At 38.1% G+C, this 21,969-nt stretch carries 21 protein-coding genes; 6 read left to right on the forward strand and 15 right to left on the reverse strand.

What is annotated here, in order from left to right; genetic code table 11:
- Both hisF and ND811_RS05740 read left to right on the forward strand, forming a co-directional pair.
- Positions 1 to 768: an imidazole glycerol phosphate synthase subunit HisF gene (gene hisF / locus ND811_RS05735; RefSeq protein WP_265351155.1), complete on the forward strand. Its 768-nt coding sequence runs from the start codon at positions 1 to 3 to the stop codon at positions 766 to 768.
- Entirely contained in the window at positions 765 to 2,495 is a 1,731-nt protein-coding gene (locus tag ND811_RS05740; protein WP_265351156.1) for a sodium:solute symporter family protein, read from the forward strand. The genes hisF and ND811_RS05740 overlap by 4 nt, the downstream gene beginning before the upstream one ends.
- 20 nt (positions 2,496 to 2,515) lie before the next feature.
- Here ND811_RS05740 and ND811_RS05745 read toward each other — a convergent pair whose 3' ends face one another.
- Genes ND811_RS05745 through folD form a run of 5 tightly spaced genes read right to left on the reverse strand, consistent with a single transcriptional unit; the run spans position 2,516 to position 7,642 of the window.
- Positions 2,516 to 3,619, reverse strand: a complete 1,104-nt coding sequence (locus ND811_RS05745; RefSeq protein ID WP_265351157.1) for a lipase family alpha/beta hydrolase — start codon at positions 3,617 to 3,619, stop codon at positions 2,516 to 2,518.
- Positions 3,606 to 4,379 carry a 23S rRNA (guanosine(2251)-2'-O)-methyltransferase RlmB gene (rlmB, locus tag ND811_RS05750; RefSeq protein WP_265351158.1) on the reverse strand — a complete coding sequence of 258 codons (774 nt, stop codon included), beginning with the start codon at positions 4,377 to 4,379 and terminating at the stop codon, positions 3,606 to 3,608. The genes ND811_RS05745 and rlmB overlap by 14 nt, the downstream gene beginning before the upstream one ends.
- A complete protein-coding gene (cysS, locus tag ND811_RS05755) occupies positions 4,361 to 5,818 on the reverse strand; it encodes a cysteine--tRNA ligase (protein WP_265351159.1) in 1,458 nt (485 codons plus the stop codon). Before cysS ends, rlmB begins: the two co-directional genes overlap by 19 nt.
- Complete coding sequence (locus ND811_RS05760) at positions 5,815 to 6,783, reverse strand: acetylxylan esterase (protein ID WP_265351160.1); 969 nt, start codon at positions 6,781 to 6,783, stop codon at positions 5,815 to 5,817. The genes cysS and ND811_RS05760 overlap by 4 nt, the downstream gene beginning before the upstream one ends.
- Positions 6,767 to 7,642, reverse strand: coding sequence for a bifunctional methylenetetrahydrofolate dehydrogenase/methenyltetrahydrofolate cyclohydrolase FolD (folD, locus tag ND811_RS05765; RefSeq protein ID WP_265351161.1), 876 nt, complete (start codon positions 7,640 to 7,642; stop codon positions 6,767 to 6,769). The genes ND811_RS05760 and folD overlap by 17 nt, the downstream gene beginning before the upstream one ends.
- Before the next feature lie 55 nt (positions 7,643 to 7,697).
- Here folD and asnS point away from each other — a divergent pair, with 55 nt between their 5' ends.
- Entirely contained in the window at positions 7,698 to 8,999 is a 1,302-nt protein-coding gene (gene asnS / locus ND811_RS05770) for an asparagine--tRNA ligase (RefSeq protein ID WP_265351162.1), read from the forward strand.
- Between the two features lie 59 nt (positions 9,000 to 9,058).
- A complete protein-coding gene (locus tag ND811_RS05775; protein WP_265351163.1) occupies positions 9,059 to 9,862 on the forward strand; it encodes a hypothetical protein in 804 nt (267 codons plus the stop codon).
- Here the strand turns inward: ND811_RS05775 and ND811_RS05780 are convergent.
- From ND811_RS05780 to ND811_RS05805, 6 genes are all read right to left on the reverse strand, one after another.
- Positions 9,825 to 10,682: a hypothetical protein gene (locus tag ND811_RS05780; RefSeq protein ID WP_265351164.1), complete on the reverse strand. Its 858-nt coding sequence runs from the start codon at positions 10,680 to 10,682 to the stop codon at positions 9,825 to 9,827. The genes ND811_RS05775 and ND811_RS05780 overlap by 38 nt on opposite strands.
- A gap of 2 nt (positions 10,683 to 10,684) precedes the next feature.
- The gene (locus ND811_RS05785; RefSeq protein WP_265351165.1) at positions 10,685 to 12,673 is read right to left on the reverse strand and encodes an ATP-dependent DNA helicase; all 1,989 of its coding nucleotides are present in this window, start codon (positions 12,671 to 12,673) and stop codon (positions 10,685 to 10,687) included.
- A 116-nt stretch (positions 12,674 to 12,789) separates the two neighbouring features.
- Complete coding sequence (locus ND811_RS05790) at positions 12,790 to 14,376, reverse strand: sodium:neurotransmitter symporter family protein (RefSeq protein WP_265351166.1); 1,587 nt, start codon at positions 14,374 to 14,376, stop codon at positions 12,790 to 12,792.
- 99 nt (positions 14,377 to 14,475) lie between these two features.
- Positions 14,476 to 14,871: a helix-turn-helix domain-containing protein gene (locus ND811_RS05795; RefSeq protein ID WP_041769816.1), complete on the reverse strand. Its 396-nt coding sequence runs from the start codon at positions 14,869 to 14,871 to the stop codon at positions 14,476 to 14,478.
- Positions 14,872 to 14,980: 109 nt separating this feature from the next.
- Positions 14,981 to 16,498 carry an LIC12015 family putative lipoprotein gene (locus ND811_RS05800; protein WP_265351167.1) on the reverse strand — a complete coding sequence of 506 codons (1,518 nt, stop codon included), beginning with the start codon at positions 16,496 to 16,498 and terminating at the stop codon, positions 14,981 to 14,983.
- 30 nt (positions 16,499 to 16,528) lie between these two features.
- Positions 16,529 to 16,828 carry a hypothetical protein gene (locus ND811_RS05805; RefSeq protein ID WP_265351168.1) on the reverse strand — a complete coding sequence of 100 codons (300 nt, stop codon included), beginning with the start codon at positions 16,826 to 16,828 and terminating at the stop codon, positions 16,529 to 16,531.
- A 73-nt stretch (positions 16,829 to 16,901) separates the two neighbouring features.
- Here ND811_RS05805 and ND811_RS05810 point away from each other — a divergent pair, with 73 nt between their 5' ends.
- Together ND811_RS05810 and ND811_RS05815 are read left to right on the forward strand one after the other, a co-directional pair.
- A complete protein-coding gene (locus ND811_RS05810) occupies positions 16,902 to 17,258 on the forward strand; it encodes an STAS domain-containing protein (protein WP_100742913.1) in 357 nt (118 codons plus the stop codon).
- Between the two features lie 3 nt (positions 17,259 to 17,261).
- Positions 17,262 to 18,011, forward strand: a complete 750-nt coding sequence (locus tag ND811_RS05815) for a diacylglycerol/polyprenol kinase family protein (protein WP_265351169.1) — start codon at positions 17,262 to 17,264, stop codon at positions 18,009 to 18,011.
- 86 nt (positions 18,012 to 18,097) lie between these two features.
- Here the strand turns inward: ND811_RS05815 and ND811_RS05820 are convergent, their stop codons facing one another.
- The 4 genes from ND811_RS05820 to ND811_RS05835 are packed head-to-tail and all read right to left on the reverse strand — an operon-like array spanning position 18,098 to position 21,968.
- On the reverse strand, positions 18,098 to 18,691 hold the full coding sequence (locus ND811_RS05820; protein WP_265351170.1) for a hypothetical protein: 594 nt from the start codon (positions 18,689 to 18,691) through the stop codon (positions 18,098 to 18,100).
- On the reverse strand, positions 18,666 to 19,199 hold the full coding sequence (locus tag ND811_RS05825; protein WP_265351171.1) for a DUF4416 family protein: 534 nt from the start codon (positions 19,197 to 19,199) through the stop codon (positions 18,666 to 18,668). The genes ND811_RS05820 and ND811_RS05825 overlap by 26 nt, the downstream gene beginning before the upstream one ends.
- A 4-nt stretch (positions 19,200 to 19,203) precedes the next feature.
- Complete coding sequence (locus ND811_RS05830; protein WP_265351172.1) at positions 19,204 to 20,583, reverse strand: TldD/PmbA family protein; 1,380 nt, start codon at positions 20,581 to 20,583, stop codon at positions 19,204 to 19,206.
- Positions 20,583 to 21,968, reverse strand: a complete 1,386-nt coding sequence (locus tag ND811_RS05835) for a TldD/PmbA family protein (protein ID WP_265351173.1) — start codon at positions 21,966 to 21,968, stop codon at positions 20,583 to 20,585. The genes ND811_RS05830 and ND811_RS05835 overlap by 1 nt, the downstream gene beginning before the upstream one ends.
- Position 21,969: the final 1 nt, after the last annotated feature.

Below are 21,969 nucleotides of genomic sequence, written 5' to 3' on the forward strand. Positions count from 1 at the left end.
ATGGACGAGCTTACCAAAAGAGTTATCCCTTGCTTGGATATCAAAGGGGGAAGGGTCGTAAAAGGCGTACAGTTTGTAAACCTAATCGATGCTGGTGATCCTGTATCTTGCGCAGTCGCTTACGAAGAAAACAAAGCAGATGAACTTTGTTTTTTAGATATTACTGCCTCTTCTGATAAAAGAGACATTCTTCTACATTTAGTAGAACAAGTGGCAAATAAACTCTTTATTCCTTTCACGGTAGGTGGCGGAATTCGAACCGTTGAGGATGTAAAGGCTGTTTTAAACAAGGGAGCCGATAAAGTTTCCATTAATACAAGTGCCTTTCAAAATCCCAAACTACTGAAGGAATCTAGTGAAATTTATGGATCTCAGTGTATCGTCTGTGCGATTGATGTAAAATTTCATCCAGAACGCAAACGTTATGAAGTATATCTCAATGGCGGACGCTTAGAAACTGGTAGAGAAGCTTTAGATTGGGGTAAGGAAGCTTTTGAAATGGGTGCCGGCGAAATTTTACTGACTTCAATGGATAAAGATGGAACCAAAGATGGTTTTGATATCACACTGATGAAGTCTTTTACTTCCAATCTTTCCATTCCAATCATTGCATCCGGTGGTGCAGGGAATCCAGAACATATGGCAGAAGTCATCCTTCGTGGTGGTGCCGATGCCGTACTTGCCGCCTCCATTTTTCACTTCGGTGAATTTTCAATTCAAGAAACAAAACAAACAATGAAAGAGATGGGAATCAAAGTGAGATTATGATTCCGTTCCATTTTCTAGATTTTGTTTTTTTCCTCTCTCCATTTGTCATTATTGTCCTTCTTTTATTTCGTTTTCGCTCCAAACAAAAATCCACTAAAGAATACTTCCAAGCAGAAGGAAGTTTGTCTTGGTTTGTGGCAGGTACAGCAATGGTGGCCACCACGTTTGCGGCAGATACACCACTTGCTGTAACGGAAATTATACGAGGACAAGGAATTTCTGGTAATTGGATTTGGTGGTATATGGCTGTGGGTGGATTTGTCACAGTATTTTTCTTTTCCAAACTTTGGAAAAGATCCGGCGCAACGACCGATTTAGAACTAATAGGACTACGTTATAGCGGAAAAGAAGCAGATTTTTTAAGAGGATTCAAAGCCTTTGTGATTGGTTTTTTACTCAATCTTGTGATTCTCGGTTGGGTCAATTTAGCCATGTTAAAAATCATTCCAGTTTTTTTCCCGAATCTAACAAGCCCACAATTACTCATATATTTATTACTGTTTGGAGTGTTTTATACTTCGATTGCGGGACTTCGTGGAATTTCTTATATCGATGTCTTTCAGTTTTTTTTAGCATGGATAGGGTGTATCCTCTTTGCTTATTTCGCAGTAAATTTACCTTCCGTTGGTGGATTGGAAGGATTAAAACATAAGTTAGATGCAAACAAAATTTTATTCCTTCCGAATGGGAAATCGGGAACCCTTCCTTGGGATCATTTCTTAATCTTACTAACAGTACTTTGGTGGTCAAGTTGGTATCCCGGTTCGGAACCAGGCGGAGGAGGATACATAGCCCAAAGAATCCTTGCAACAAAAAATGAAAACGCTGCACTAAAAGGTTCTCTTTGGTTTGTGGTTGCCCATTATTTTGTTCGGCCTTGGCCCTGGATTCTAGTTGCTCTCGTATCGATTGTGCTTTATCCCAATCTCTCTGAAGCAGAAAGTGGGAAAGGATTCCTTATGGTACTACAAGAAGGAATGCCTAGTGGAATGATGGGTCTTATGCTAAGTGCCTTTCTTGCGGCTTATTTATCAACTTTAGCAACACATTTGAATTGGGGAGCCTCTTACCTTGTCAATGACCTATTAAAACCAATGACAAAAGTTGGTAAACCAGATTCTTATTATCTCAAAATCTCCTATGGAATCCAAATCCTAACAGCGGTTTGTTCCTTTTTTCTTGCTGTTTATGGAATGGAAACCATCAAAGGTGCTTGGGTATTTTTACTTGAGGCCTCTTCCGGGATTGGTTTTATCTTAATTGCCCGTTGGTTTTTTTGGCGTATTTCTGCATGGACAGAAATTTTGGCCTTTATCCTTTCCCCGATTTTATATTTACTTTTTGCTGTTTATCTAAAAGCAGTATTTCCATATTCTATTTTCTATACGGCAATCACTTCTAGCATCATTCTGATTCTTTCTACTTATGTTTTACCTACTACCAAACAAGATGTTTTAGTTCGATTTTATGAAACAACGAAACCTCCTTTTTTCTTTTGGAAAGGTTTATTTAAAAAAGAAAAGGAGCAAAAACAAATCATTTATCCGAATCATTTGATTGTCTCTTTTTTAGGGACTATTTCCGGTCTTTGTTTTGTATTTGGGGGATTATATTCGATCCAATGTTTGGTTTGGAAAGAAGGAGAAATTTTGATTGGTTTACCGACCTTTCTTTTAGGATTCTTTGGCTTATATTTTTCAATCCAATCGTTACAAGAAAAAACTTAAAAATCTTTCACGAATCTAATTTAATAAGGGGAATTTCTGATTTCAGATATCACTGACATAAATAGATTTCTGCTTTTCGTATCATCAACATTTTTTGTTTGGAAGGCCATCATGGAATGGTCAACGTCTGCCACTTGGATCTGTTTGTAGGATAAATTCCCAAGTAAAGCACTATTGATGGGTACAATCCCATCAGACTGCGTAAAACTAGCGTTATTCAAAATGGAACAACCTGCCTTGTAATATTCGGCTTCTCCGACATTACAATCACTCATCACTCCGGCAAAACTCACAAATCTTCCATTCAAACCGGAACTTAAATAGGATTGATTCAAAGCATCTAAAACCGGATTGTTTGCTCCCGCCAAATTAGTTTGCCCTACGCCTTGGTTGGTATGACCAAGCTCCGAACCACCTTGCGTTCCCACAAGATAACTTCCTAACTCATTTAAAAAGGGATTACTGTTTAAAAAACTGGGAGTAGCAAATGGGGATCCAAATTGAGGACTTGCTAAGGTTACTACCAAACGAACAAAAGGTAAAAATCCGTTTTCTGGTGCCAAAGCCATCCGAGTCACTAGTCCTCCCATTGAATGTGCTACTATATATACTTGGTCAGAATCTGAAAACTGAGAACGTAGAGTAGAGTGAAATTGCCTTCCATTCACTAGAATACTATTGGATGTTCGGTAAGTGTAAAGATAAAGATCAAACTCACTAATGGCAGACTCCCTTCCTTCCTGGAAATGAATCATTCCGTTGGAAAAAGTATTTTTTATATTCTGGATCTTTTTTTCGTCGTTTGTAACAGGATCAGAATCTCTTTCTGCTGGATTCCAACCATGAATAAAAATTATCTTTTTTTTGCCGGTCTTTGCAAAATAATCAGATGATACAAATTGCGCATCAGACAAATTTCTAGAGAATCCAGGAACAAAACCAAAAAGTTTTTGGTTTGGATTTTGCATAAGACCAAGCCAAGCGAGAAGTAACAATTCGTAGTTCTTTTTCTTTTCAGAAACAAATTCCTTTCTATAAAAATCATAAATGCAAGATTGGAATACAAAAATCCCAATGAAGAAAAATACGAAAGTCGATAGTTTATTTCGCCTAACGCGAAACATTTTGTATCCTATCTAAAGTAATTCCGCAAGCAACCACAACATTCAAAGAAGTGACAGATCCAAAAAGTGGAATCCTTGCTACATAATCTGCTTCTTCCAAAAGCAAACGTTTCACACCTTCCCCTTCATTTCCCATAATGACAGCCATCTGCGATGCCTCAGGTAAAGTTTCCCAAATGGATTCTTCTCCTTCCTCATCCGTTGCAAGAATCCAATATTCGTTCTTTTTCAAAAACTCCATTCCATGCATAAGATTGGCAACTCGATAAATCTGTAAGTGGTGGACCGCTCCGGCAGAAACCTTTTCCACAACAGGAGTAATAGGGGAAGTATCCCTATCAGACATTAATACATGTTTTACTCCCATACATTCGGCGGTTCTCAAAATATTTCCTAAGTTTCCTGGGTCTTGTATCCTATCTAAAATTAAAATAGGACCTTCCCCTGCTTCAACGTTTTGTTTAAAATTCTCAAAACTTAATGAAGAAAAAGCTTTCTGTTTGGTTCGAATGATTACATAACCTTGGTGATTTTTATCTGAGGCAATCCGATCTAGTTCTCGAGTAGATGTAGTTGTAAATTTAACTGAATTAGGAAGGTAACTTCGGATTCTTTGTTTTTCCTCATTTCCAAGTGAATCTTTAATGATGACTTCACGAATGGTTTTAATCCCTCGTTCGGGAGCCATTTGATCTAAGGATTCCAAAAATTCAAAAAAATTACGTTTTCCAAAAAGGATTTCTACTGGGCTTTTTTCCATGTGGTTTTTCCATCTTTTGTATCAGCAAGAACTATCCCTTTTTCTTCCAATTCTTTACGAATTCTGTCTGCAGAAGAGAAATCTTTATTTTGTTTGGCCGTCTTTCTTATTGCAATCTGCTCTAAGATCCATTCTTCCGAAAGTCCGTCCAAATCCTGACTTTGTTTTTTAAACTGAAATACAGCAAATAGTTCATTGATTTTAAAAAACAAATGAGCTATTTCCTTTAAATACAGAGTATCAATGTTTGAAACATGAGAATCCAAATATTGGTTCACAATGCGAACAAGTTCAAATACAGAAGCAAGAGCCTTCGGAACATTCAAATCGTCAGCCAAAGAATTCATAAATTCCAAATTTATATTTTGTAAATCTAAAGCAGAAAATTGGAATTCTTCAAACTTTTCGGGAACAGTATCCCATAAATTTCCCACTTCTAATACGCGGTAAATCGTATTCTGAATTCGTTCCATAGCAATTTTTGATTCTTCCAATTTGCCAAGAGAAAAGTTCAACTTACTTCTGTAATGTGCAGAAATCAAATGATAACGAATTGAATTCGGATCGTATCCTTTCTCTAAAATATCTCGCAAAGTGTAAAAGTTACCTTTGCTTTTTGACATTTTTTCACCATCAACTAACAAATGCTCGCAGTGAAGCCATGTTCCAACAAATTCCTCATTTGGGTAGGCACCAAGGCTTTGAGCCGCCTCATTCTCATGATGAGGGAAGAGGAGGTCAATACCTCCCGTATGAATATCAACACCAGAACCATAAACCTTTCGAATCATTGCTGAACATTCTAAATGCCAACCAGGACGTCCGTTTCCAATCCGAGTATGCCAACATTTTTCTTCTTCACTCTTTTGATTTTTCCATAGGACAAAATCTCTTACGTCGTCCTTTTCGTATTCATCAGCATCATAACGAACCCCTGCCTTCATACCAGAAACATCAATTTTAGATAGTTCCCCGTATCGACTAAATTTCTGGATCGAAAAGTATAAGTTTCCATCTTTTTCGTAAACAAGTCCATTGGAACTCAATGTTTCCACAAGTCCAACCATTGCGTCAATGGATTCAGTGGCTTTCGGGTAATGTTCTAATTTCTGAACATGGAGAGTTTCTAAATCTTTAAAAAAAGCCTCTGTCCAAGGTTTTGTGAATTCTTCTACACTTATTTTTCTTTTTATTGATTCGTTTATAATTTTATCATCTATGTCAGTGATATTCATTGACTGATTCAGCTTATAACCACCTAACAAAAGAGAGCGCCGAAGAACATCTACGAACAAAAAAGATCGAATATTTCCAATATGGGCAAAGTTATAAACCGTTGGCCCACACGAGTAAATGGTCACATTAGAAGGATCTTTTGGTAAAAATTTTTCTTTTTTACCCGATTTTGAATTTTGAAATACAAAAGGAACAACTGTCATAAGGCAAAAATTTCTTTAACAAACTCAAGGTTGGCTTGAGGTTGTTTATCTTTTCCTGCTTCGTTTCCTTCTGTAGGATACAACTGCATTCGTTTATCGCAATTCATATGATTAAACAAAGCAAATGTAGATTTTGGATGGGAAATCACATCTTCCATACCACAAGAGAATAGTGCCGGAATCTTTATTTTTTTTGCAAAGTTTAATGCATCAAAATAAGCAAGTTCCTTTTTATAATCTATTTTTTTAGTAGCTCTCTTTTCCAAAAAAGGTGTAAGCTCTCTCACCCAAGGATTTCCTTTTAAAGAAATCTGGTCTTTGTCTATATAACAAAAGGAAGGTGTTTCTAAAATGAGTCCTTTAATTCTATCTGAGTAAGCTGCTCCAAAGACAGAAAGTGCGGATCCTAATGACTTCCCATGCAAAATAATTTGATCACCATCAATTCCATCGGTTAAACGTAAAAATTCAATCGTACGAATTACATCTAAATAAAGTTTACGCATATAAAACTCTTCTTTTTGGTCGAGACCATACGCAAAATAATTAGGAGTCCAGCCAATTGGTGCTTTTCCTGTAACCGGATCAATGGGTGCATGAATCATTTCTTCACCATGACCACGTAAGGTGAGATGTAGCTGTGCCACTCCCAAATCAGAATACCCTTTTTGAATTTCTTCTGGAAGCGCTAAATAATCATGAAAATAAACAATGACTGGCCTGTTTCCCCTTTTTCTAGGGATAGCCAATTTCCCATGTAACACATGATTGCCGATACTTTGAAAACTCACATCGTTCAGTGATTCCCAAATAAAAGAACCTTTCAGAACGGTTTTATAACTGGCTTTGATGGGAACTTTTTTTAATTCGGAAATTCCTTCTTTCCAAAAACTATCTAAATCCGAAGGAGGATCAAGTTTTGGAACCGTCTGGAAACATTCATCAAAACTAACGGTTTGAGGCATGGGAATCCAACTTAGGTGAAAACTGATTTAAAAAACTATACATAGTTTGTAAAAGAAGAACTGAAATTGTCATTGGACCAACTCCACCAGGTACTGGCGTATAATAAGAAGCTTTGTCTTTTACTTTGGAAATTTCAATATCTCCTACATTGCCAACATTATAGCCAGCATCCAAAACCACTGCTCCTTCCTTAATCCAATCAGCCTTTATGAACTCAGGTTTTCCAACTGCACCTACCACAATGTCTGCTTGTTTCACAAGGTCAGGTAAATTTTTAGTTTTCGAATGACATAAAGTAACTGTAGCGTTTAAATTTGTGAGCATAATTGCCATAGGTTTTCCAAGAATAGGAGAACGTCCAACAACGACTGCATGTTTACCAGTTACATCAATTCCATATTCTTGAAGGAGTAAAACCATTCCATAAGGAGTACACGGATAATATGCTTCACTATTCATAGAAAGTTTTCCAAAGGAAATGGTAGTCACACCATCCACATCCTTCTCTAAAGCAATTTCATCAAAACACAAACGTTCATCAATTTGGTGCGGTACTGGATGTTGTAAAAGAATTCCATGAACTGAATTATCTGCATTCAGTTTTTTAATTTCGGCTAACAGCTCTTCTGTGGTTGTTTCTTCTTTCATCCGAACATACCGAGAACCCATTCCCACTTTTTCGCAGGCTTTTACTTTCATGTTCACATAAGTTTCCGATGCAGGGTTATCCCCAACAAGGATGGTGGCAAGAGTGGGAACCCCTTTGCCTTCGGATTTTGCTTTCGCTAATGTTTCTGCGATTCGATTTCGAATTTTTTCGGAAATCGCTTTACCGTCTAATAGGATGCTAGATTTCATTCTGTAAGTTCAAATTTTCAGAGAAAATTGAACTGGCAAACAGAAAAAACCATCAATGATTCCAAGTTTAGATCCATCAAAATCCAATTCTCATCCCACTTCCACTCATAGCTTCCAAGGTTGGGTCCAAGGACTCCGAGGAAATAACCATGTCCAATTCCTCCAACTCCGCTCCGAGGGAAAAATCTTCCAAGTGGTAGCAGAAAAAGAATTTTTAGGGGAAGATATCTTCAAACAGGTCAAAGGCCTTCCTCAGGAAACCTCACTTGTGGTAGAGGGTATTTTACAAGAGAATGCCAAGGCACCGGGCGGAAAGGAATTGTTTTTACACGCTTTATCCATAGTAGGTGAGTCCGACCAATACCCGATCACTCCGAAAGAACATGGACCCGATTTTTTACACAATCATAGACATTTATGGTTACGTTCCAAACGCCAACTTGCCATCCAAAGAGTGCGATCCGAATTGTCCTTTGCCATCAGAGAATTCTTTCGTAATGACGGATACACCCTCATCGACACACCCATTCTCACAGGCTCCATTGGCGAATCAGCCGGAACTCTTTTTTCCACAGAATATTTCGATTTAGGACAGGCTTATCTGGCCCAAACGGGACAATTGTATTTAGAAACGGCAGCCTTTGCTCACTCGAAAGTCTACTGTTTTGGCCCCACATTTCGTGCAGAGAAAAGCAAAACAAGAAGGCACTTAACAGAATTCTGGATGTTGGAAGCGGAAACTGCCTTTCTTGGCCAAGATGGAAATTTAGACCTACAAGAACGATTTGTAAAAACAGTCCTAAAGACCACCATCGAACGCACCTTAGAAGATCTAAAGGTTTTGGACAGGGATCCCGCGCCTCTTTTAGAACAACTGGCAAAAACCTTCCCTCGTGTCGATTATGGAGAAGCCATCCAAATTTTACAAACCGCCGGCGAAGAGATCACTTGGGGAGAAGATATCAATTCCGATAGAGAACAAATTCTCACAACTCATTTTGGAACAGCAATATTTATCCAAAATTTTCCACGTTCCATCAAGGCCTTTTATATGAAACAAAATCCAAACGATCCGAAAACCGTCCTCTCTGCAGACCTCATTGCACCTGATGGCATCGGAGAGATCATCGGAGGTTCGGAAAGGGAAGAATCTTACGAAAAAATTGTGGAACGGCTCAAAGAAGAGGAGTTACCTCCAGAGGATTATTCTTGGTATTTGGACCTTCGTAAATATGGCTCTGTCCCACATTCTGGATTTGGAATGGGTTTAGAGAGGGTGATTGCTTGGATTTGTGGTTTATCCCATATTCGGGAATGCATTCCATTCCCAAGGATGATTTACAGACTGAGTCCCTAATTTTTCTTAAAGGAAATTTTGCTCATAATCCGATCCTTTAAAGGAAAGAGAGGATTCTTATGGCACAACAAGCAACCCAAGTTTTAACCACATCCATCGAAAAGGAAGCTTGGGATCTTTATGAAGTAGGATCAAACGAAGATGTTGTAGTTCTTGCAAAACGTCATCCTGAGAACTTTTATATCCAACACCTTGGTTATTTAGCCCTTTATGAACTTACTGGAAGAGTGACCATTACACCTCCAAAGGGAATCTCAAACCTAGCCCCGCTAGTCGAAGCCATTCAAAACTATGAAATGGGAAAAACTAGTGAAGCAAGTAAGAGTTTAAACCTTTATTTTATTACACAAACCAATCCTCTTTGTTTCCCAATCATACAAACTGCAATCAAAATCTACTTTAAAGCAGAAGCATATGAGGAAGCGAATTCGGTAATCACTCGTTTTAAGAAGCAGTGGAATGATAATTCCTTTATTAAAGAGGAACTAATTTGCACTTATTACTTAAAAAGATATGATGAAGTGATCAAAGTTTTTCGTGACAATATGAAATTGTTGAACGATTCAGACATTCATAAGCTGGTCGGTATGGCACTTTTGTTTTTAGATCGCCATAAAGAAGCAAATTTAATTTTTGAAAACATTCCTGGTAAATTAAATCTTCCAAGTTTTGATGAAAAGAGAAAGATGTATGATTCTGTTTATAAAAAGATCTCTGAATTAGAGGCAAAAACAAGTTCACTAAATCATAAAGATTTAGAAGATATGGGTTTTGCTTACCTTTTTCACGGCGATTATGTAAAAGCAGAAAAGATGTTTTTATCTCTTACTGAGAAACTAAAATCAAAACTCTGCAACGTGTAAGATTTTTCCTAGATTCGGGGTGGCTAAGAAATTTGGCTGCCTCATCCGTCGGAATCACAAGATCTGTTTGATTTTTCCCTGCGGTACCTAGTGCCAAAACAAAGTAAGGATTTTTTCCGACTTTAGCTTCAACACCTTTCCCTGTTTGGTCTTCCTTATAAACAATATAGCCAGTTTCAATCGCGTAAGCTTCTTTCACATATAACGGAGAATAAATATCAAGTCCACGGTCGGTTTGTATTTTTGGATACAATGCTTTTTTTAGATTCAGATGACGTGCATCTATAACGAGACCGGAAAACTCGACAGGAACCACTTCTTCACTAAACTCAGGTATAGACTCTCTACCATATTCAATAGGAATATGAGAAAGAATTCCTTCTTTACCTTTCAGAGTCAAACTGGCCTTTGCTTCTAATACATTTTTAATAAATTGGAAATCATATTCTTCTTTTTCAGAACCAATATACGAATTTAGACGAAGTCTTGCCTGTGGATTTACTTGGGTGTATTCATAAACCGTATAATCCGCGTTAAATAAAATTGATTCTAACCTTTGGCTTAAACGGATCTTAAGTTTTTCTTTCGCTTTTTTCCGAGCTAGAGAATGAGCTTTCCCTTGGCTTGTGGCAGTATTTTTTCCTGAGAACTCAGGATCATCTTCATCAAAAACAATTTTTGGGATGGTTTCTTTGACTGAAGACGAAATCAAAAGATTAGTCCAATTAACCACAGAAGAATAGATATCTTTATCTTCAATGGGTTTTGAACCCAAAGAAACACCCCAACATAATACAAAAAGAAGATAGATTCGTTTCATAATTAAGACTTCGGCAAAAGTTGGAATTTTCTTTCCAATTCGTTAAATTCAGTTATGAGCGGAACTCCCTTCGGTAAACTTTGCAACACGTTTTTTCCATAAGACTTCGTATGGACTCTTGGATCAAGGATACTCACCATTCCCGTATCCGATTGAGAACGAATGAGGCGACCAAATCCCTGCCGCAAAAGCAAACAAGTTTTGGGAACCTGCATCTCCCAAAAAGGACTTTTCCCCTTTTTTTCCATATCTTCCATTTTGGCTTGTAATACTGGTTCTGTTGGTACTTGGAAAGGAAGTTTTGTCACAATGACATTACGAAGTTTGTCACCCTTAATATCCACACCTTGCCAAAAACTGGAAACTCCGAAAAGAACACTTTTTTCTGTAGCAAGAAACTCGCGTTTGGCGGCAATCGGACCAAGTTCTGTTTGCGAGAATATGGGATAGGGAACTTGGTTCCTTAACTCTTCGTAAAGTTCCGTTAATAATTTATTGGACGTAAATAATACAAAAGCATCGCCTTCTGAAAGTTTCAAAAGGCGAGTGATCCAATAAGATAAATCCGATTTATTCCTTCTGGGATCTTGGACAGGATCAGCAACTTGCTTTGGGACAAAAAGGAGAGAGTGAGTGTTATAAGCAAATGGAGAAGCTAAAGTTTTTGTTTTTACTTCTGAGATACCAACTTCTTTTAGAAAATATTGGAAGTTACCAGCCGTTGGAGAGAGGGTAGCCGAAGTCATCACAACAGAATCCATATTGGGAAATAAGGAATTGGCTAAAATCTCATCTGTATTTTTCGGTTGGGAAAAAAGATAATAAAAAGGATCCTTGGCCGACTGTGGTGGAGGTTCAATCCAAAACACCAAATTAAGATTGGTTTTTAATCGAAAGTCGTTTAGGAATGAAGAGGCTTTTTTTAAGTTTCCGGAAACCATCTCTAAACCTAGAGCCATTTCTTTTTCTTCCATATCTTCGCTATCTTTTTTATATTTAGAAAGTAAACTTTCTAATTGAGAAGCAAGATCTGCCAATGTATCTTCTAAAGCACCATTATCTAATTTAATACGCTCTGTATGACGTGTAGAAAACTGGTTGAATTGTAATGGAATCGCAGAAAGCAACATACGAAAAAAATCATTCGCATAACCAATAGAAGCTTCTATTGATTTGATTATTTTTTCACTGTTTTTCAGTTTTAAAACCAGTCCGGTTCGTTTTTCCGGAAAATAAAGATAATGGAGGAGATTTATCAATAGATCATAACGAATCTCAGAACCAAAAGCGCGTCCCACAATTTCAGGAAACGCATGAGCTTCATCAATCACGAGTTGCGAAAAAGAGGGAAGTATTTTAAAATCGCCCGCAAGATGGCTCGCTAACAAATGGTGGTTAACAATTAATATATTAGCTTTTTTCCATTTTTCTTTTTCTAGAAAGTAATAAGAAGAACTAAAGTTAGGGCAGTTCCTCCCCAAACAATTGTCAGACTCCCTTGCTACAGAGTTCCAAAAAGAATTTGATAAAAACCCGTCATACTCGGCACGGATCCCAGCAGTAGTTTGTTTTTCCCAATTGACAAAGTATTGGATGGAAGATTCCATTTCGGGACCAAAATCACCCCGTTCCATCACACGGTTATACTTACGTTTGCAAAGGTAATTGTTTGCACCCAGTGCAACCATTGCATTGACAGGGGCACCAAGTGCTTCAGAAACAAGCGGGATATCTTTATATAATAATTGATCCTGTAAGGCTTTTGTTTCTGTAGATACGACCACAGTGCATTCATTTTCAAGAGAGAATAGGGCACTAGGAATTAAATAAGCAAGAGACTTTCCTACACCCGTACCTGCTTCAATGGCCCAATGAGAACCAGTGTTAAAAGCCGATTCAATGGATGTAGACATATCCATCTGTTCTTTTCTAGCTTCATAATCCTTCCAAAGTTTTGGAAGTTGTTTTGTGAAAACGGTTTGAACGTCCAATCGTTAATGCCTATTGCGAAAAAGAAGAATGATACAAACAACGGTTAAACTGATTACAGAAAGTAGGGAGACAGTCATAATGAGTATCCCCTGCCAATTGAGTTCTCCAGAAGAATTCATAGGACAACCTTTTCCTTTTTCTCTCGAAGTGCTTTGGACACCAAAAAATATATAAAACCATAAATCAAAACAAGTCCTATAACAACAGAACGAGCAACAATAGCTTTTGTTTTCGCATCTTCCACATTTTGGCCTTTATTTTCTGCAAGTAAACCCATAACTTCAGGATTCATTTTATCTAAATATTCAGGCAAATTCATATAACAAAAAGAAACAAAGATAAATAGTAAAAACCAAGGGGTTATATATTTTAAAACAAATTGAATGGATTTAGGAAAGGGGATGAGACTTCCTTCATTGGCATCCTTTACCCCTTTTTCAACACCAATTTTAAATACAAATATAAAGATTTGGATGGAAGCCAAAATATAAATCATAATGGTTCCAATGTAAAAATCAGCAATATCAAGTGCGGCAAAATCTTTATTAAAATAAATAATAGGAAGGCACAATGCAAAAGTAAATAGAAACAACAATAAAGAAGATTTTCTCCTGCCAATGCGAAATCCCTCTTCCAAAAAAAGAATTCCAGGCTGCAACATAGTTACAGAGGAAGTAATCGCTGCCAGAAAAAGAACAAGAAACCACAAACCGCCAAAAAAATTCCCACCTGGCATCATTCCAAATACAGAGGGAAGTGCAATAAACCCCATTCCAAAGGTTCCGAACGATGTGGCTTGCATTCCTAAAAATAAAAAGGCAACGGGAATGGTAATCATCCCACCAAACACAACTTCTGCGAACTCATTTAAGGAAGCAGAAGACAAACTCGATAAAACAACATCATCTTTTCTCTTTAAAAAACTAGAAAACACAAGAGCAATCCCAAATCCAGTCGATAAGGAAAAGAAAATTTGGCCGGCAGCACTGATCCATACCTTAGGTTGGGTTAGTTTTGACCAATCTGGGTTCCACATTACCGCAAGACCTGACTCGATTCCAGGAATGGTCAAAACCCGAACGAGGATGATTGTTGCACAAATTCCCATCAGTGGCATAGCCACTTTGGCAAAAGCCTCAAGGCCTTTGGAAAGTCCCCGGTATACGAGTAAAAAATTAAATAAAACACAAAGGAGAAAAAAAACAATAATCGGTGATTGGAAACTAGACCCGTTTGCTTCGGCTCCCGTTAGGTGCAAAAAGAAAGCAGAAGACTGAATTGTCATCTCCTCCTGGGTAGATCCTACAAGTGACATTTGGCCTGTCAGAAAGTAATAAGCATAAGCTAAACACCAAGACTCTATGAATACATAATAAACATAGATCATGACCGGAATCATCACACCGATACTTCCAGATAACTTTAAAGGGAAACCTTTCAGATACTCGCGAAAAATAAATGGAGTACTATGCCCGTGTTTGCCACCCATCCGACCCATTGTCCATTCCGCCAAACAAACAGGAATTCCAAGAATTAGAAAACTGATGATGTAGGGAACCATAAAGGCGCCACCACCGTTTTGTGCTGCTTGTCCAGGGAATCGTAAAAAATTCCCAAGTCCAATGGCACCGCTGGCAACAGCCAATATCAAACCGATACGACTGGCCCAACCATCGTGGTTTTCCACTTGTCTCTCTTGCATCAGGGACTATTGAAAGTATTAGGAATTATGTGACAAAATCTTTTTGTAGAAGATTGAGAAAAAGCAAGGTTTTGACACCTTGCTTTGTTGTTTTTCAAATTAGCCGAGAAATAGCTCGTTTTTTTCCATTTTCAGAACTTTAGAAACCAGATTCTTAAAATCTTCTGGTGGTTCTAAAAGTCCAAGTTCTACTTTTGACAAAAACGGAGTGGAAACCTTCAATTTCTTTGCGAAATCGTATTGTTTAATTCCTAACTCACGTCGAACTGCCCAAAGTTTGTTTTTCAATCCATTGGAAAACTCAGGGTAGATGTCTTCCACAGCGCTATCGTTGAAGAGTTTGTCAACGGACGTTTTGAGATATTTAGCACAAGATGACTTAAATTTTTCAGTCGGATCTTGGGCACCTGTCTCAATTTTGGATAGGTAACTTGGAGAAACTCCCAGCGCCCTTGCCATATCGTATTGTTTGATACCTCTCTTCTTTCGAAGCATGTAAATGTGATTGTTCATTTATCCCCCCCTAACAGTCAAAATATGTCAAATATGGCAAAATTCAATAAAAAAATTTTGCCATATTTTAAATCTTGAACGGAGATTTTCCTTATAGTGTAACTTCTTTTAGTCGATCAGCAGCAATCACTAAATTATAGGTAGTTTTTAAACCAGAAACTTTTTGCTCAATAAAGGAATTCCTTTGAGCACCTTCCATTTCCGATTTGATTCTCTCGCGGACTGCTGCGTAAGGCTTAGGAATGCGGTTTTGAGGGTTTTTAGGATCTGGATCAGCATAAGCATACATTTTTCCAGCTTCATAAGCATCTCTCATTTGTGCTTCCGTAACAGTTACTGGAATTGCCTTGATTTCATCTTGAAGTGATTTTAACGCCAATGAAACTTTCATTTTATCCATTTGCATCAAATACCCAATTTCAGATCCAACATCTTGAACTCGGTCAGAAGTTTCTGCAATTTTTCCTTGGAGGATAGTAGATTGGAATAAATTGAGCATATCCCAAGTTTTTGATTTTTCATCCTTATATTCTTGTTTCAAAACATTGGGAATGGCTTCAAATTCCAGAGTCAAATCTTTCCAAGTGTAATTTTTTCCCTCTCGATTCGAATATAGAGAATAGTCTGGAGTAAAGATTTTAGGATCGATGTCATTCGGACCTGTAAAACGAGGAAGGTTTGCTACAGTGATTCCACTTTCCTCAGTAATCTTTTTTAGTTCTTTTTGATACAATCCTTGTTCGTATTCTTTCATTGTATGAGAAGCAAATTGGCCGGCTTTGTCTGCAGACTCACCTTCTGTAAAATAAGCAACAGAGGCCTTAGATTCTTGATCTTCGTGAGTTTTTCCGTACTCAGTTGCTTCTTTTTTAAATTCATCAAAGATAGAAGTGAAGTATTTTCTTAGCCTTTCTGGGTGGACTTTTTCTGTTCCAGTGGAACGAACGACATAAGCAATCCTTCCTTCTCCAGCTTTTGCATAAGAAATAAATGTACCTTTTTTAGCCTTTTTTACTTCTGCTAAGATATCTTCCAAAGGAGTCTCTGCACAATTTGTGCAAAATGGTTCCAATTTTCCAGCAATGGGTCTTCTCGTGATATCATCAGTCACTTTGGATATTTCTTCCGCAATTTCTTTATCCGATAAAGAATTAAGTTTGTTCGCCAATTCTTCCGCTTTTTTTAGATTAGTGGCTTCATCTTCACCACGAACAAGTGCTAATTGAAGATTTACAAACTCTAAAGGTTTTTCTTTTAAACCAATTTTTACATATTCACGCATATAAACGTTTAGTTTCAAAAATTGGTTCACTAGCGATTCTATTTTTTGAACATCTTCTTCCGCTACTTTTTTGGAAGAAATTGCATCTTTGAGTAAAATTTTCTCTAAAGCGATACTCTCTAAAATTTTTGCTTGGATATCGGCACTGATTGGTTGCGGTTCCGTATTGCCTCTTTTAGAAGCCTCAATCACAAAGTTCATTTCTTTGCGAGTGACTGTGCCACCATCGAACGTCGCCAGGATTTCAGAATCCTTGGAGCAATTCAAAATTGGTATGAGTATCAATCCGAGTGAAACACTCAGAGAGAGATATTTTTTTAGATTCATTGGATTTCCTTGTCTATTTTTCAGTGTTATTCAATATTTGCGAATGGGTTTTTCCGACTTTTTAGGTTCGGGAGCTGGGGGAGGAGTTGGGGATTTACTTTCAGAAGTTACTGCAGTTTTTTTTGTCACGGACTCGGTACTCGAAACATTTAATTTAAGGATTTCCGATTTCTGATCCTCTAACTTATTCATCTCCGATAAAAAAGTTTCTTTAAGGATGGGGGAATATTCCCTGTCCGAGGCAAGTCGATCGGTTAATTTTTTAAGTTCCACGACATCCCGATCCAACTCTTCCAGTTTTTTGTATAAATGGGCAACAGTTACCTTCAAACACCACTCCTTCCAAAAGTTTTATTTACTTGCAATAGAGTGCAAGAATGAAATAAGAAAAATAGCAATTTTTATGAGCCTAGATGATTTAGTAGTTTCCACGGAAAAAATAGACACTGTGTATGTGACCAAATTACAGGGGAACCTAAACAACTTTACTTCGGAGAAGTGCATCAAATCTGTGCTCAATTCCTTAAAACATGGATCCGTTATCTTAGATCTCGAGGAATTGAATATGGTCACCACTCAAGGAATCATCGCTTTCAAAACCCTCAGTGAAGAGGCTTTCCTTCACAAACACAAAATCATCTTAATCAATCTGCCGTTAAGTGTTAGACAAGCATTTTTAATGGCAGGCGTTCGTAATTTATTTCCCATAGCAAACAATGAAGAGGCCGCATTTAAAATGGCTTCGAGACCCAGTAGGTAAACCGTGAATTCAGGATTTAATTTTTTTCGTAAAATCTGGCATGTGCTCGGACTCATCATCCCTGTGACTCTATTTTTTGATGCCTTCCAAGATGCCTTCGGACTCGTGTATGCGACTCGTGCCATACTTGTTACATTACTTGCTCTTTTCCTTCTTGGACTGTTTATTTTAGAATTGGTACGTCTAAGCCATACCGGATTTGAAAACTTCTTTTATAAATACTTTGGGTTCTTAATGAAAGAATCGGAAAGAAAAAGATTCAATGGAACGGTTCCTTATTTTTTTGCCAACTTCCTCGTGGTATTGTTTTTCCCCGCAGAAGTAGCCATTCTTTCCATTTTGTTTTTAGTGATTGGGGATCCCTTTGCGGCTTACGTCGGAAGTAAGTATGGAAAACATAGATTCTATAATGGGAAATCTCTCGAGGGAATCATTGGGTTTTTAGTCCCAGCCTTTTTATTTTCAGTTTTAGCACTTTTACTTATCACAAAATCTCATCCAGGCAGTTTCCTTGCCATCTTGGACAACCAGGGAGAACTTCTCTGGACGCCGATATATCTTGTGTTTTTTTCGGTGATTGCTGCTTGTGTGACTGAGTTTTTTGCAAATACAACTGCCAAGGGACTTGTGGATGATAACCTGCTCATTCCGATTGTTGGTGCAGTGGTTCTATCCGTTTTATCCTTATTATATTTGGATTATACACCAATGGACTTTTTCTTCGACCCAAAGGCGCTTTACATTCAAAAATAATTTGAGAATCCAATGGCTTTTCGTGATACAAAAACGGAGCGCCAGAAAAAATTTAAATAAACCTTTTAGCCAAAACCAAAAAGGTATTATTTCCAGCGAAGTTCGACTACTCTTTGTTTCGTAATTGGTTCCATTCCAGGTACCATCACCTTATATTCCAAAGATATGGGTCCTAAGTCCTCTAATCGAAAAGGGGACTTCTCTATTCCTTTATGTCGGAACTCTTCTTTCAAAAGGGCCCCTAAATAATGAAAGGAAACAACTATGCTGTTTTGGAATAAATTCCCTTCCATCCGTTCCGAAGAGTTTCCATATTTTAAGTACGCTACATAACCAGAACGAAACGTCTCTTTTCCAAGTCCATTGTAAGGTTTGGAAAGTACCAATCGAAACCCGGGTGTCTCTCTTGCCGTAAAATACAAAAAATTTCCAAAATCTTCAAAGGAGGGATTTACTTTTTTGAATAATTTTTGATCCAGATAAATCACATCTTTCTCTGTTTTGGGTTCTGTACAATCTAAAGGTTCATTAAAATTATCACAGAATTGAAATGAGTTCGTTTCTAACCCGCCGCATCCTAAAATCAAAAAACAGAAAACCAGATTTAAAATTCTAGCTTTTCTATTGGTGAAAATTTGAGAAATAGATGTTGGATTAGGATTTGAATTTATTAAATTCATAGGATTCCCTTAGAGTGTTAAAAAAATAACTTACCTCTCTTTCTCGGAAGTAGTTTTGGGCCGATTCAGCTACCACCAATTGGCTTCTGGAAAAAAAATAGACTGTTTCTCCATAAACACCTTGGAATAAGTATGTCCGATGGAAATCATCCTTTGATTTCGCAATGATGATGTTATGCGAAGTAACGTATCCCGGAATAAGAAGCACACTCTGGTCTTTTTTTTGTAATAGATTTTGGAATTCTAAACATTCTTTCTTTTTTTCTACTAATTCTTCCCTATGAATTCTTTGTTTAAAAGAAAGGACTTTTGTAAATCTTCCTGGATAGGCAAATTCCCTTTCTGTTTCATCAGGAGTCCATTTGGAAAGTAAAACAGATTCATAGAGGATTTTAGAAAACCGTTTCTCTGCCATCGCCTTCAGTTCAAAAAGAATGTCTTCCTCTTGGTAGGAAAGAATGACAAAAAACGATGCGCCAGGCGGCCTTTCTAAAATCTCTTGTGGCATTTGGTTACTCTTCTGTCACTCCCGTAATGGTAAATCCATCGAGTAACATATAGGGAACAAAAGACGATTCACCCAGAAGTTCTCCTTCCTTGGAGATTGCTTCGATTTGGTTTAATGCTTCAAATGCATTCCCCACAATTTGTACCTCTCGGACGGGGACTTTCTCTCCATTTTCCAAAAGGTATCCCCCTTTGATCACTCCCGAAAAATCACCGGAGGCTCCATCTTTAGTTCCCGAAATTCGGTTCACAAATAACGTTTTTCCCGGGAGTTTGAAAAACTCATCCTTAGAGGATATGCCTGGTGCAATCTGGAGTTGTTTTGGGCCACAACCAGGGAGACTTTGGGCTCCACCGCTCGCAGACCCATTGGATTTTGGAAGGCCTGCTTTTTTCGCTTCATATGTATTGTAGAAGTAGGTATTTAAAACTCCCTCTGTTAGGACTGATTTTTTTGAAGTTGGAAGGCCTTCGCGGTCAAATCCAGTTGAACCCATCAAACTATTGTTCGTTGGATCATCCCAAATGGAAAGTAAAGAAGAGGCAACTTTTTTGCCGAGTTTATCTGCCATTTTTGATTTTCCTTTCCGGAGACTGGTTCCATTTAAAGAACCAACAAAAAGTCCGAGAAAAAATGAATACACAGCATCGGGGGGAAGTAAAACCTTTCCTTGGAATCCAGAGATGGGTTTGGAATAGAGCGCTCCCATACATTTGTCTCCAAAATTCATAAAGGCCTTTTTCCACAGAGTTTGGAATTGGTTTTTGTCAAACCCACTGGCAGAATCATAATCAAAACTTCCGACTAAATCCCCATCCACACCCATTCCCATCACCGAAGCAGAAAGTTCTGCACCCAGTTCATGGGCCATCACTCCCTTGGAAGAAACGATGAGTTTGTAACCCTTGCTAATCGAAAAATCTCCCGAGTCAATATTGACCTTGGAATACAAATCATTTCTCCAACTAAGAGCTTCTTTTGCAGTATTGACTAAATCCTCAATTCCCATTGTATCTAAGGATTCATCATATTGATTGAAATGATTCGAAATGGATTCTGGTTCCGGAAGTCCCAAATCAAAATCTGGCGTGGATTGGCTTTTTGCTAAACTATAAGCTTCTTCAATCGACTGATAAAGGCTTGGGATATGATTGGAAATGATAAAACCTTGGTTTCCCTCGTGGATCACACGAATTCCAAACATATTTTCTTCGGTCGCCGTACAGTTGTTTAAGTCATTTTTTTCTAAACTGACATCTTCAGAATATCCATAACTCGAATAAATTTCGACTTGGTCGATTCCATTTGTTTTTGCTTTTTTGACTAAATTAGAAAGTAAATCTTTTTGGTCGTTCAAACGTTTTTCAATTGAATTACGATCCATTATTTACCACCGAGTAATACTTTTGTGCGAACATAAGGCCCACCAGCATCCACTTTGGCAGGTTGTCCTTTTCCACAATGTCCCGAACCCAAATCCCATTTGAATTCTTTGGATACCATATCTACATTTTGCAAAACATCAAAAGCAAGACCTGAAACCGTCACACCTTTCAAAAGATCAGTGATCTTACCATTTTGGATGCGATAGGCTTTTTGTACGGCAAACATAAATTCACCTGTCGCATCGGCTTGGCCGTTTTTGGCTCCGTCCAAATAGTATCCATCTTTTGTACTTGCGATCATTTCTTCCAAACTGGAATCTCCAGGCGTAAGGAAAGTATTACGCATACGGATGAGGGGTACATCTCCATACTCCCAAGCCCTTGCAGATCCCGTTGGAGCCACTCCAAATCGTTCTGCGGTTTCCCGATTGTGAAGATAAGAAGAAAGAATTCCATTTTTAATAATGACTGTGTTTGTGGGAATGACTCCTTCATCATCCACAGGGATGGAACCACCGGCACCCTCATAATATTCAGAATACCCTGAGTCGCATAACGTAACGAGGTCAGAACCAACTCTATGACCAATTTTTCCTTGGGCTACAGATCCAGACAAAACAAAGTCTGCTTCTACGGTATGCCCGATGGCTTCGTGAACCAGGAGACCCACAATCGAAGGAGATAAAATGACAGTGGAAAGGCCACCGTCGGGGAGAGAACTGGAAAGTAAATCCACAGCAGTTTTACATGCTTCGTCAGAAATTTCAGTGGGTGACTGGGAACGAAAGAGACAATCCCATCCTCCTGTCACACCAATCGAATGAGAGCCGGATTCCATCTTTCCATCTTCTTTGGCTACAGCAGAGACTCGAAATTCTGGTCGTACCATACTAAAAAAACTATCCGCTCCATCGGTAGTCACGATGGCTTTTTCTTCATAAATTTCAGAATACCCACAACCAACCGATTGGAGTTTTGCCGATTGTTTGGCGGCAGCATTTTGGATGTCTAAAACAAGTTTTAATTTTTCTTCTACCGTTCGATTACGAAAGTCTTCAATCCCTTTCCCAATAAAATCACCAATGGCAAAGTTTGCTTTTGGTAAGTTTGGGATTTTGTCCTTTCGCAGAGCAGAGGATAGGCGAGCCGCTTTTTTAGCCACTTGAATGGCATTTTGAATGGAAGACTTTGAAATTTCGCTGGTGGATGCAAAACCCCAAGTTCCGGCTTCCAAAACCCGAACCCCAATTCCCGTTCTTTTGCGAAGTGCCGTAGATTCCACTCGTCCCCTTTCGGCAAAGAAGGAACGACTTTCTTTATGGTGGTATCTTAGTTCGACAAATCCGGACTCTTCGGCCAAACATTCTTTTAATAGGTTTCGCATA

It is taken from the genome of Leptospira soteropolitanensis (assembly GCF_026151655.1).
Classification (GTDB): Bacteria; Spirochaetota; Leptospiria; order Leptospirales; family Leptospiraceae; genus Leptospira_A; species Leptospira_A soteropolitanensis.